Genomic DNA, 11506 nt, shown 5'->3' with positions numbered 1-11506 from the left:
TCTCGCGTGAGTGGCGAGCCCGTCATCGTCACTATTTGCGGCTTAACTGTAAATTAAGTCTGACCATCTTGCTAAGCCAGCGGTCACAGAGCCAAAGTAGTTACCGCTGACAATCTCAATGTTCGGCAATATGTTTCTCACCGCGCCGGTTAAAATTGGCGAGCGCGCAGAGCCGCCTGTCATATAAACCACATCCGGTTGAATACCACTTTGGGTAATTGCTTCTTCAACTAGGGCTTGAATCTTAGCGGTTGGTATCGCTATCGCTTCTTCCATCTGAGACTTCAGAATCGGGATGGATACCGCTTCACTGAGAAGTTGAATATTGGCTAGATAGCTTTCTTGCTCACCCAAAGCTATCTTGGTTTTCTCTGCTTCACGGATCACCGCATAACCCATGGTCCCTTGATGCAGCTCCATCAAGCGGCGCAACTTCTCTGGCTGTTTGGCCTCATTGAGCATCAATTTAAGCTGTTTCAGGTTGTCATGAGCATAGAACTTACGCTGAGCTTGAACGTCGTTAATCGCAATCGGATTCCAAAACTGTGTAGTTGGGATCTCTAGCCCTGCTAAAGTCTGCGTGCCCATGCCAAACTCCGACATAAAGCGTTTGAATGCCGTAAAGATATCAAGATCGTTACCACCGACCATTTGCCCAGAGTGCGCTAAAAGCGAGTCACGGCGATCTTGTTTTCCCGCCCAGCTTGGCCCCATGCGAAGAAACGAACAGTCAGTCGTACCACCACCAATATCAACTACGAGTACATTTTTATCTTCGGTTAGTGATGCTTCATACTCTAGCCCTGCCGCGACAGGTTCAAACTGAAATTCGACATCTTTAAATCCAGCGCGATTTGCAGCGCGGCGCAAAATGCCTTCCGCTTGGATGTTCGATTCTTCTCCCCCGCGGCCCAAGAAATTAATCGGGCGACCTATCACCGTTTGTGTCACCTCTTGCTCTAAAGCGTCTTCGGTGTTGCGTTTGATGTTTGCCATCATCGCGCAGACCAAATCCTCAAAGAACGAGAGCTGAACATCGCGTAGGCCCATTGCCCCTAAAAAGGACTTAGGCGACTTTACGTAGTAAACATCCTTTGGGTCTTCAAGATAGAGGTTGAGTGCTTCATGGCCGAACCTGACGTCATCACTGCGGATATCGAGTCCTTCCTCGTCATTGACTCGAATCGCACGTCTTAAAACGTTTTCGCCGACTGAATCTAAAGGCTTAATATCTAAAACACGGAATAGATACTCAGAGACCGCTTCTGACGTTGGGGCACAAAGTGTTGAAGGAATGTAATAATCTTCCCCGACCAACGGAATTGGCTTGACTTGCCCATTGACTAATTTAGCTACCGAACAGTTAGCTGTACCATAATCAAAACCGATAGACATGTTTTTGACCTCTCTTTCATCGTTGACCTTATTTTGGGGTCGCATAGTAAAGCCTAGACAGGTAGATCGGTCAACAGCTTGCTCGCATTGTTTTTTAAATCGCTGATTTCCTTTAGAGTAAAGAGATTCAAATGGAACAAAGGCAGCGTCATGCTGCCTTTTTAATTTATTCGTTAAACCTTATCCATCAAAAGACATTCCTATCTGACTGAGCTTGGTTTTAAATTCATCGACGCTAGACGCTTCGTATGTTGGTGAGCCATTAAAGTAGCGTGGTTTCTCAGGCAACATGGCATTTTTTAATGCTTTCTCTTGGTCGATATCATCGTGATAAACAGTGACTCGATTGGGAATATCCTGTTGGAATTTCGCCATTATGTTCTCCTTTTCAGCTGACGTTGTGCCTCTTTAAGCGTAGAAACTGGCCTGCTGCTGTCAAAGTTAACTTTAGTAGCAAAAAAACTCACACCTTCACTAATCTCAAATTAAAATCAGTTAGTTACAAACAAAACCTACAAATAGAAAAGCTCATAGATATTGCAATTCTGTGAGCTTTTCCCCAGTAGGATTGGTAACGTGGCACTAGTTTGCAGACAATCTGCTCGCCATGCCACTGGCCTTTTTGCGCGACTAACTGACCAAGCTTGAGCATATCTCTCGGACGTAAATACGCGCCACCAGCAGCATTACTGACCTCACCGTTTTGCTTCATTAAGTACGCACTTTGTTTGGGTCTTCATAAGGAATGTTCCATTCATCCCAATCAAGACCTGCCGACATAGTTAAGAAATGGTGCATCGATAACTGCGCCTTATCCCCTTTCAGCAGCGCGCTATAGTTTGGCATCAAGGCTGCCATTTTTGCCTCAGAGCCTGAGATCAACTCATCCTGAATGGCGGCGCCCAGTGCCAACGATGTCAGGCTTTTAGTGATTGATTGGATCATGTGTGGGAACTCTGGCTGCCAACCGTTGAAGTACTCTTCAACCACCAACTTGCCATCTTTTGCGATTAACAGGCTGTTTGTGTCCGAATACTTTGAGCCTTGCTGCTGCAAAGCCTCAATAAGGCCTTTGATTAACGAGCGGTCAAAAGCCACTTTGGTTGCCTGCTTCCATTCATTGTGCGGACAGTTTTGCGATGAGCTAATAGAGTCCCCAAAAGCACCATCAAACAGCGTGGCGATGCGCTCTTGATCCGGTAAGCCCTTAATTCGGCCAAAAGTCATGCTAAAGCTGTTGTAGTTGAGCTTACCTGACTGATACTCCCCCGAATCAAGGTGATAGAAATGTCCACTTAAGCCGAGGTCTGGGTTAACTGCCTTAAACTCCGCTTTGTCATTGACGACAATAGGCACCACACCCCACATACTATAGAGATATTGCTGATCACCATGCTCGTAGAAATAGACATTCTGTGCATCTGAGACGCCTGCTTCATAGGTTCCATGATGAGCATCATCAGGCGCAGCGAATAAAGGATGGGCAAACAACACACTAAAACCAGTGACCGTGATGACTTTGATGTGATGAGTAATGCGACATTTAGCTGTAAGCATAAGCCTAACTCCATTTATAAATCACTTTGCCTACACTCTATAAAACCCAATATAAATACAATAGCTTAGAGGTTCCCAATACGACAAAGACCTCACAATGTATGAGGTACAAACCTAGCCTTCTTAAATCTAAAACAGAGTCATCGAACTGGAAAAAAATATGCCATTAAGCTCACACTTTCAAACACTACGCCCCAAATTAAGCAACTAGGGATGAGTTAACCTTGAGGCGATTCAACTAGCCTGAATAAAACAACCTTATTAACGCTAAGTTTGATGAAAAAGCACAATATCTATCAAGTCTTTACCCGACTCTTTGGCAATAAAAAGCAAGTCAATTTACCTTGGGGCAGCCTAGAGGAAAATGGCGTTGGCAAATTCAGTGACTTCACCGACACTGCATTGGATGAAATACGCAAACTCGGTATCACCCACATTTGGTATACCGGTGTTCCTCACCACGCTTTAATTAATGACTATTCAAAGTATGGCATTAGCCAAGATCACCCGAGTATTGTCAAAGGGCGTGCAGGCTCTCCATACGCGGTCAAAGACTATTACTCCGTCAATCCAGACTTAGCCGATGACCCATCGAATAGAAATCAAGAATTTGCTGAACTCATTAAGCGTACTCACAACGCCGGGTTGAAAGTCATCATCGATATTGTGCCCAACCATGTCGCACGCGTTTATCAAGGTTTAAATAATCCAATCGGTGTCGATGATTTTGGCGCTAGTGACAATACCTGTATTGAATATCACCGAGACAATAACTTTTACTACATTCCACAGCAGGCTTTTGAGCTTCCCGATGCTCTAATGGAATGTCCACCACTTGGTGGGGAGCAGCATCCTCTGCTGAAGGAGCCTTACCTTGAGTCTCCAGCGAAGTGGACAGGCAATGGTTCTCGGCTTGCTAAGCCGAATCATGATGATTGGTATGAGACCGTTAAAATCAACTACGGCATTAAGCCAGATGGCACCAAAGACTTTGATACGCTGCCTGATGAGTTTCGATCTTTATCCGCGCAAGAGCATTATCAATTCTGGTTGGATAAATCCGTGCCTGATTCGTGGCAAAAGTTTCGCGATATCGCACTCTACTGGCTAGCACAAGGGGTCGATGGGTTTCGCTACGATATGGCTGAGATGGTGCCCGTTGAGCTCTGGAGTTATCTCAACGCCTCCATCAAGCATCAAAAGCCTGACGCGTTATTGATGGCCGAGGTATATCAACCCGATCTCTATCGTGACTATATCCAGCTTGGCAAAATGGATTACCTCTACGATAAGGTCGACCTATACGACACCTTAAAAGCCATAATTCGCGGCCAAGCGTCGACCGCAGAGATTGGCCGAATTGAATATCAGCTACGCGATATTGAACACCACATGCTGCATTTTTTAGATAATCATGACGAGCAGAGACTCGCTTGCTCTGAGTTTGCAGGCAGCGGCGAAAACGGTAAGCCGGCGATGTTAATTTCAGCATGTTTATCTTCTGCCCCAACGATGATCTACTTCGGTCAAGAAGTTGGAGAGAAGGCGGAAGAAAATGCAGGCTTTGGACTGCCAACCAGAACATCGATTTTCGATTACATTGGCGTACCCGCGCATCAAAGATGGATGAACAATGGGGCGTTCGATGGAGGTCTATTAAGCCAAGGTGAAAAACAGCTAAGAGCGTACTATCAAACACTGCTTAACCTAACGTTAAAGCATTCTGCATTAACTGGGGAATATCATGATTTATATGCGGCTAACTATGACAACTTCGGTCATATGCGAGACAAACTGTACGCATTTGCACGCTCAGATAGCCGGCAAGCAATCGTTATTGCCACCAACTTTAGCGGCAATCAAGCATGCGAAATCGAATTGATTCTACCAAAAGAACTTGTCGCTCATTGGCAGTTGAAAGATGGCGACTACATCTTGCGTGATAAACTCAACGGATGCGATCACCAACTTATCGTTAAAGCGGGACAAGGTCGAGTAGCCTTGCCCTTTACGCCATTAGCCACCCTATTTTTGTGCTTAGCGCTGCCTGCTTAATCGCGGCGGTTAAAGTAACTTTTCAATCTGCTCAATTGTCGTTTGAGCAGATTGATAGTCTATCGGCAGCTCTACGATGCCAGACTCAGTTTGTAGGAACAACGAAGGAAAGCTATTTCCGCCAATACTGCGCGCAAACTGCAGTTCTTGTAGAAATGTTTGATTGAGCTCAGGGGAACGATAGTCTTGTTCAAATTGCTTAACGTCCAAACCAATTTGTTCGGCTACCGAGATAAGTACATCACTATCACTTGGGTTTCGCGCCTCTAGGTAGTAAGCCGATTGAATCGCCTCAACCATTTGTCGCTCTGAGTCTTGCTTACGAGCAGCTAATACCGCACGACAAGAAGGATAAGTGGAGCGTCTAGGTGTGCATTGTGTCCAGAACTCGTAGTTAAATTCTGTACCAAGATAGTTTTCGATCTTTTTCCAATAAGACGCGATCTGCTCTCGCATTGCTTCAGGCATTGGCTCATCTGAATCAGGTGCTAAACCGCCCACCACATATTGCACTGTTAACTTATCTTTTAGCGCGGTCATGATCTGCGTCCAAACAGGTTTATATCCCCAGCACCAAGAGCACATTGGGTCATAGACATAGTAGAGTTTGTTGGCCTGATTCATGAGCGTTTTCCTTTTGGTTAGCCTTTATCGAGCATACTTCGAGTTCCCAATTGAACTCTACTCATCAGCACCAAAAGTGCGCCCTCATCACCATAAATTGGTAAATTGGCTCTGCATTGCCCTGCTGACAGGGAGCTTTTCGTTATCCACCACCACAACCATTTTGCCAGTAATCACTTTCTTGACCTTTTCTATCGCCGAGACATTCACAACCGTTGAGCGATGGATCTGCCAAAACTGATTCGGATCGAGTTGTTGAATGAGTTCCTTGAGAGACGTTCTGAGCAAATATTCTGTTGTTTTGTTGCCACTTTTAGCAAAAACAGAGACGTATTTATCTTCCGCTTTAAAATAGAGTACATCTGAGACGGCAATAAGATGGAGATCATCGCCTTTGCTTGCACGTAACCAACTCAAGTAGCTCGGTGTATTTTGGCTACCAAGCTGCTGTATTTGGTTGATAAGCACTGACACATCAGGTTGGTAAGATGGCACCTGCTGACTATTCAAACGACGTTTAAGCTTATCGACACATTGATCTAGGCGTTGTTCTGACAAGGGTTTAAGCAGGTAATCGGCGGCATTCGCTTCGAACGCTTGTAAAGCAAACTCATCGTAAGCGGTGACAAAAACAACTTGAGCCTCGCTGCTACTCTTTGCAATGGCTTTCGCCGCTGACATACCATCGAGTTGAGGCATTTTGATATCGAGAAATATCACCTCAGGCTGATGTTGTTCAATGAGTTCAAGGGCCTCTTGGCCATTTTTTGCTAAGCCGACAATGTCTAATTCAGGCCACGCATCGGCAAGCAGCTTATTAAGATGATGACGCAACAATGGTTCATCATCTGCGATAACTGCGCGGTACCCTTTATCCACCATAACTCAACTTCCTATACACGTAAGCTTTCAGTCGGAATACAAATCGACGATATCACACCACCAAGATGAGATTGCTTTATCGATAACTCTGCACTCTCTCCATATAGCGCCGCGATCCTTTCTCGGGTGTTTTGCAAACCAATACCATGACCGCTGCTATTTTCGGTTTGAATTAATCCTACACCAGAGTCGTTAACCTCTATGCATACAAGCTGTTCTTTTTCTGAGACTTTTATATCAATTTTGCCGCCATCCACTTTAGGTTCAATCCCATGCTGAATGGCATTTTCAACCAAGGGTTGGATCAGCAACGGCGCTAACATCATGGGTTCAGTAAGCTGATTATCAATTCGGTATTCCAAACGATCACCTAAGCGAATCTTTTGAATCGCCAGATACGCATCAACCAAACTCAACTCAGCGCCAACCGATGAGTTTTGTTGACGGCTATTGATTAACGCTCCTCTAAGCAGCTCAGTGAGTTTGTCGAGCATATGTTGCGCCGCTTTCGGGTCATGGCTAATCAAGGCATTGACATTGGCTAGCGTATTAAACAAAAAGTGAGGCTCAATCTGGCTTTGTAATTGACGTAACTGACTTAGTACCAAGGCTTTTTCTTGCTCGGATTGAAGTCGCTTAGCTTTCTCTAACTCTTGCTGTGCCAGCAGCTTTTGCTCGTAAGTGTAAAAGTATGAAAAGCAGGTGATAGTGAAAATCAGGCCTAAGATTGCAACGGGTTTTAGTTGGCTAAACTCACTAAAATTATCGTAACTGTTGAGCCAAAAATAAGCATTTGATGTCCCTAGCACCATAGCAATTACTAGCGAGAAAAAGTCAGCGAGCCGCGCAGGTAAATGTGGTTTCCATCGATTGAGAGCGATCGAAGCAACGACTGCACTGAAGCCATAACCTAGGCTTATCACGAGATGCTCTATGTAAACACTAGGCCAAATAGTCTGAGTGGCATAGGCAATGACGACACAAAAAGCGGCTGTGTAAACAAAGCTTTTAACTACTTCTGCCTTAGTATTTCTCTGTGTCGCCATTAGAACTTCCCTTTTAGGTTTATAAAAATCATACGCTTATCAGGCAGATTTGCATACAACGAGCCGCTATCCCCTGTCATAAAACGTGCTGCAAACTCAGTAACAAACGATGCTGAACCAGAATCATAAACAGAATACTCAAGCCACTGGGTCACAATGATGCCTTGGTCTTGTGGTGAGTAAAGCACGTCAAACGTTGGAGTCAGATCGCCTAACCATAACCAGTCGCGAGACCAATCCCATTGGCTCCAACTGCTTGAATCAAGCGACCAATGAAACATGATGTTGTGCTCAACTAAATTGGCATTGTTTAGGCCTTGCGCATAAGAGTTAGCAAGTGAAGCCCATGCTGGAGTAGCCGATAACTTCCCTACCCGATCAAACCCGTTCTGCCAGTCACTTTGTCCCCAACTTCTGCTGTCATACCAATACTCTAAAATGACGTTATTTCCGATAGCATTAGCCCAGTTCAAACCAATCAATACTTGATAGCCATTATTCTCTGCCCCTAGAGATACTGGCTGATACAAGGAAGATTGTTGATAGCCTAGATATTTTCTTTGATAAAGGGCTGAGCCATGAACCGACCAAGCTGGATCAAGCACAGTGACTACAGAGCCGCCGACTAAACCTTCACGGACGTCATCATAGTATACCAGTGCCTGCCACTCAGAATCGTCCAATAACGCGTAGCGACGAAGGCCTACCCCTTGTTGCTCCGAAGCTTGTTCTAACTCACTGCCTTTTTGCTGAGTCCAACTTGAGTCGGTGTAGACCACTGACCACTCACCCGCCATATCAAAGTAAGAGGCCATTGCGGTGCCAGTGCCCTCTTCGACTTGAATACCCACAGGGTTACGTCGATACGGTTTAAACACATCGAGCGGCCGATAACCATAACCGACGCCCCAATCAAGTCGAACCTTACCTAAGGTCAAATCAACATTGCTATCAAACACACTACCTTGCCAAAACAGTTCTTGCACAATCAACTCATCATCGTATGAGCGCTGTGAGTCTGAGTGATAAATATCATTGGCTTTCAGTGCCACCAAACCTGTGACTCCGTAACCCTCAAACTGAACATCAAGCAACGCATCCACCGCTTGGCTGTTGGATGCAGGTTCTGCACCCAGTAACTTCGAATCGCGATGGGTTGTCGTGCTGGCACTTAGCATGTAATCCCAATCGAATGTCACTGGTTGCCCATAGCTTGAAGCTGACCAGATGAGCCCAGCAACGCACGCTGCTTTGATTTTCATTTACAGCTCCGATAAGGCGTTACGAGTTAAGTAAGCTGGGTTGTAGTACTTGTCATCTAGCGCCGCCTCGGTCACCTCTTGATACTCAATCACGGTCTTTTTCGCAGGTTGGATCTGATCAAGTAAGGTCATAGCGATGACACGTGTTTGGCCATCGCGCTCCCCTTGCGTAAACCAAGCTTGTTTCGCCAACTTCCCTGAGCGCAGATAAAGATCCGCTTTAACCGGGAAATCGTTGGCTTGATTGAGCCACAAATCGATTCGGTGATAACTCGCCCCTTGAGTGGTTGCCTGCAGTTGCAGATGATTGGTTGCGATTTGTTGCCCTTCAGATTCAACCATCTCAGTTTTGACTAGGCTCGGTTGATAGTCTTCACTCCAAGTTAAGGTTGAGATATCCCCCACCGATGCCTCGCCTAGCAGTTTCTGCATTGGCGTAATGCGAATTGGGCGGCGACTTTTTGGCATCACTAGCCAGTAGTTATCACCAAGCATCAGCATTTTCTGCCCTGCCTCGACTTGCGACTTGAACAAAACTAGAGATTCTCGGTTTGGTCGTGTGTAGACGCTGTATTGACGGGTTTTGTCTAATTGCTCGTTCTCGTACAAACTCACCAATGAAACGACTTTTGCCGACTTAGATTCTAAGCGGTATTTATCAGCATTCTTGACCATCTGCTCAACATCATTGGCATACGTAGTTGAGGTGACTAATGCACTCAACACTAATAGAGATTTAATTCGATTAAACATAGATAAGTGCCTCAGTGATTGGTTTCTTAACCCCTTTTGATGCCGACAACCATGCAGCAGCTACGCAGATCAACAGTACGCCTAGCGCCGTTGCGGCAAATAACTCAGGAGAGAAATAAATGTTCAATGGGTAACCGTCGCTACGCCCTGGTGGTGGTGGCATTTGCACATCAACCACCATCAACAGTCCGCTGGTTAACAGGCTCAAAAGTCCGCCGATGGCTGCTCCAATTAAAGCGAGCAAAGCTGACTCTCTGACAAAACCTAAAACAATCTCTCGCGGGTAGGTTCCAAGCGCTGATAGCGTGCCAATCTCACGAGTGCGTTCTGTCACCGACATGGTCATGGTGTTGAAAAGCGCAACAAAAACCACCATTGCCATCACCGCGCCCATAATGCCAAAGATACGGTCATACAAGTCTTTGACTTTGGTGTAAAAGAAGGCACGCTCTTGCCAAGGCGTCACTTCAACCGCTTGTGGTAAGTCAACTTGAGCCAATACCTGTTCTACCCATGATTGCATTGTGTCAGTTAAAGCCGTGTCGAATAAGAACACCGATAAGGTGCTGACTTTATCGCTAGATAAAAGCTCTTGCGCCGAAGTCACGTGAATATACAGCTGACGCTTATCAAGTTCAGGCACGCCTGTTGAGTAGATGCCGCGCACTTTATAGTCATACGCATTTAACGCGCCATCACTGGTGGTTGCCAATAACGTCACCCAATCACCCGGCTTAACACTTAAGTTTCTGGCTAAATCGACACCTAACATCACTTCTGGCTCACTTGGGTCATAACGTGATGATTGAGGGCTAGATAGCGTTTTGCCATCACGCACATCAAGGAACGGCCCTTTCATATCAAACTCTCGTTCATTCACGCCAATACCGACAAAGATGGTTGATTTACTGCCATTAGACACTAAACCAGTAAAGTCGATTCTCGGCTGCACGCCGCGCACGTTTTGATTGGCGATAAGCTGTTGGATAATAGTTTCTGAGCCTGCTAACCCATTCGCGAGAGGCATCTCTTCATCTTTCTCAAAGTAGTCTGGCTGACTGATAGTTAAATGGCCAGTGTCGCGCGCCGTCGACTCTTTCAGTGAGTCATAGGTATAAAGACCAAAGCCACCCGCTGAAGTAAGAGCAAAAATCGCAATCGCTATGATCAAGATGGATAAGGTACTACGACGTCCGTTTCTCTTAAGGTTGAGAAAAGCAATGCGTAGAGAATCTGGAATTAACTTGCCCATTTGATAGCCTCCCCATTTATGCGGCCATCAACAAGATCTATCGAGCGGTCACAGTGCAAAGCCATACGCGAATCATGAGTTGCAACCACAAAGGTCGTGCCCATTTGGTGTCCCAAGTTTTTCATTAAATCAATGACGATTCCTGCTGTGCGACTGTCGAGGCTAGCAGTGGGTTCATCGGCAATCACAAGTTGCGGTTTATGAACCAAGGCTCTCGCTATCGCTACTCTTTGCTGCTGACCGCCAGAAAGGTTATCTGGCCTATGGTCTTTAAACTCCGCTAATCCCACTTGTTCTAGCAGTTGGCTTGCTATCATTTTTTGCTCTTTGGCTGAGTAGCCATTAAGCATCAATGGATAGGCAACGTTTTCCCAAGCTGTCATAACCGGAACAAGGTTGAACTTTTGAAATACAAAGCCTAACTGAGTTCGACGTAACAATGCCGCTTGCTTAGGATCTTTTGGGTAAGCCTTGCCTGATAGTGAAATTTCTCCCTGATAATCCATATCAAGTAACCCTAAGATATTGAGTAATGTACTTTTACCTGAACCTGATGGACCGCAAAGAGCAATCATCTCACCTTGCTTGATCTCACCGCTGACTTGATTGAGCGCAGCGACTTGCTGCTGGCCCATTTTGTACTGCTTACTAATCTGATTAAATTGAATCATAACGCCCCC

The 11506-nt window shown here is 45.6% G+C and carries 12 protein-coding genes; 1 reads left to right on the top strand and 11 read right to left on the bottom strand.

Annotated elements, in window-relative coordinates:
* Positions 1-42: 42 nt before the first annotated feature.
* From yegD to ACU01J_RS07995, 4 genes are all read right to left on the bottom strand, one after another.
* Complete coding sequence (gene yegD / locus ACU01J_RS08010; protein WP_481085350.1) at positions 43-1395, bottom strand: molecular chaperone; 1353 nt, start codon at positions 1393-1395, stop codon at positions 43-45.
* A 180-nt stretch (positions 1396-1575) separates the two neighbouring features.
* On the bottom strand, positions 1576-1770 hold the full coding sequence (locus tag ACU01J_RS08005) for a hypothetical protein (protein WP_004412124.1): 195 nt from the start codon (positions 1768-1770) through the stop codon (positions 1576-1578).
* 124 nt (positions 1771-1894) lie between these two features.
* Complete coding sequence (locus tag ACU01J_RS08000) at positions 1895-2107, bottom strand: hypothetical protein (protein WP_481085206.1); 213 nt, start codon at positions 2105-2107, stop codon at positions 1895-1897.
* Positions 2107-2952, bottom strand: a complete 846-nt coding sequence (locus tag ACU01J_RS07995; RefSeq protein ID WP_481085205.1) for a serine hydrolase — start codon at positions 2950-2952, stop codon at positions 2107-2109. The genes ACU01J_RS08000 and ACU01J_RS07995 overlap by 1 nt, the downstream gene beginning before the upstream one ends.
* Before the next feature lie 276 nt (positions 2953-3228).
* On the opposite strand from ACU01J_RS07995, the gene ACU01J_RS07990 reads away from it, so the two are divergent.
* Entirely contained in the window at positions 3229-5007 is a 1779-nt protein-coding gene (locus ACU01J_RS07990) for an alpha-amylase family glycosyl hydrolase (protein ID WP_481085204.1), read from the top strand.
* Between the two features lie 9 nt (positions 5008-5016).
* Here the strand turns inward: ACU01J_RS07990 and ACU01J_RS07985 are convergent, their stop codons facing one another.
* The 7 genes from ACU01J_RS07985 to ACU01J_RS07955 form a co-directional block, all read right to left on the bottom strand.
* Complete coding sequence (locus tag ACU01J_RS07985; RefSeq protein ID WP_481085203.1) at positions 5017-5631, bottom strand: DsbA family protein; 615 nt, start codon at positions 5629-5631, stop codon at positions 5017-5019.
* An 87-nt stretch (positions 5632-5718) separates the two neighbouring features.
* Positions 5719-6513, bottom strand: coding sequence for a LytR/AlgR family response regulator transcription factor (locus ACU01J_RS07980; RefSeq protein WP_481085202.1), 795 nt, complete (start codon positions 6511-6513; stop codon positions 5719-5721).
* Positions 6514-6524: 11 nt separating this feature from the next.
* A complete protein-coding gene (locus tag ACU01J_RS07975) occupies positions 6525-7559 on the bottom strand; it encodes a sensor histidine kinase (protein WP_481085201.1) in 1035 nt (344 codons plus the stop codon).
* Positions 7559-8821: a hypothetical protein gene (locus tag ACU01J_RS07970; RefSeq protein ID WP_481085200.1), complete on the bottom strand. Its 1263-nt coding sequence runs from the start codon at positions 8819-8821 to the stop codon at positions 7559-7561. The genes ACU01J_RS07975 and ACU01J_RS07970 overlap by 1 nt, the downstream gene beginning before the upstream one ends.
* Positions 8822-9574 carry an outer membrane lipoprotein-sorting protein gene (locus tag ACU01J_RS07965; protein WP_481085199.1) on the bottom strand — a complete coding sequence of 251 codons (753 nt, stop codon included), beginning with the start codon at positions 9572-9574 and terminating at the stop codon, positions 8822-8824.
* Positions 9567-10826 carry an ABC transporter permease gene (locus tag ACU01J_RS07960; protein WP_481085198.1) on the bottom strand — a complete coding sequence of 420 codons (1260 nt, stop codon included), beginning with the start codon at positions 10824-10826 and terminating at the stop codon, positions 9567-9569. The genes ACU01J_RS07965 and ACU01J_RS07960 overlap by 8 nt, the downstream gene beginning before the upstream one ends.
* Positions 10814-11497, bottom strand: a complete 684-nt coding sequence (locus tag ACU01J_RS07955) for an ABC transporter ATP-binding protein (protein WP_481085197.1) — start codon at positions 11495-11497, stop codon at positions 10814-10816. The genes ACU01J_RS07960 and ACU01J_RS07955 overlap by 13 nt, the downstream gene beginning before the upstream one ends.
* Positions 11498-11506: the final 9 nt, after the last annotated feature.

This window comes from Vibrio sp. 2433-A1 (genome assembly GCF_056726085.1).
Note: the sequence above shows the minus strand (reverse complement) of the source record. Positions and strands in the feature narration are given on the sequence as shown.

What these genes read in the sequence shown, in the direction of transcription:
- yegD (WP_481085350.1), bottom strand. Translation starts at nt 1,395, where the DNA reads ATGTCTATCGGTTTTGATTATGGTACAGCTAACTGTTCGGTAGCTAAA.
- ACU01J_RS08005 (WP_004412124.1), bottom strand. Translation starts at nt 1,770, where the DNA reads ATGGCGAAATTCCAACAGGATATTCCCAATCGAGTCACTGTTTATCAC.
- ACU01J_RS08000 (WP_481085206.1), bottom strand. Translation starts at nt 2,107, where the DNA reads ATGAAGCAAAACGGTGAGGTCAGTAATGCTGCTGGTGGCGCGTATTTA.
- ACU01J_RS07995 (WP_481085205.1), bottom strand. Translation starts at nt 2,952, where the DNA reads ATGCTTACAGCTAAATGTCGCATTACTCATCACATCAAAGTCATCACG.
- ACU01J_RS07990 (WP_481085204.1), top strand. Translation starts at nt 3,229, where the DNA reads ATGAAAAAGCACAATATCTATCAAGTCTTTACCCGACTCTTTGGCAAT.
- ACU01J_RS07985 (WP_481085203.1), bottom strand. Translation starts at nt 5,631, where the DNA reads ATGAATCAGGCCAACAAACTCTACTATGTCTATGACCCAATGTGCTCT.
- ACU01J_RS07980 (WP_481085202.1), bottom strand. Translation starts at nt 6,513, where the DNA reads ATGGTGGATAAAGGGTACCGCGCAGTTATCGCAGATGATGAACCATTG.
- ACU01J_RS07975 (WP_481085201.1), bottom strand. Translation starts at nt 7,559, where the DNA reads ATGGCGACACAGAGAAATACTAAGGCAGAAGTAGTTAAAAGCTTTGTT.
- ACU01J_RS07970 (WP_481085200.1), bottom strand. Translation starts at nt 8,821, where the DNA reads ATGAAAATCAAAGCAGCGTGCGTTGCTGGGCTCATCTGGTCAGCTTCA.
- ACU01J_RS07965 (WP_481085199.1), bottom strand. Translation starts at nt 9,574, where the DNA reads ATGTTTAATCGAATTAAATCTCTATTAGTGTTGAGTGCATTAGTCACC.
- ACU01J_RS07960 (WP_481085198.1), bottom strand. Translation starts at nt 10,826, where the DNA reads ATGGGCAAGTTAATTCCAGATTCTCTACGCATTGCTTTTCTCAACCTT.
- ACU01J_RS07955 (WP_481085197.1), bottom strand. Translation starts at nt 11,497, where the DNA reads ATGATTCAATTTAATCAGATTAGTAAGCAGTACAAAATGGGCCAGCAG.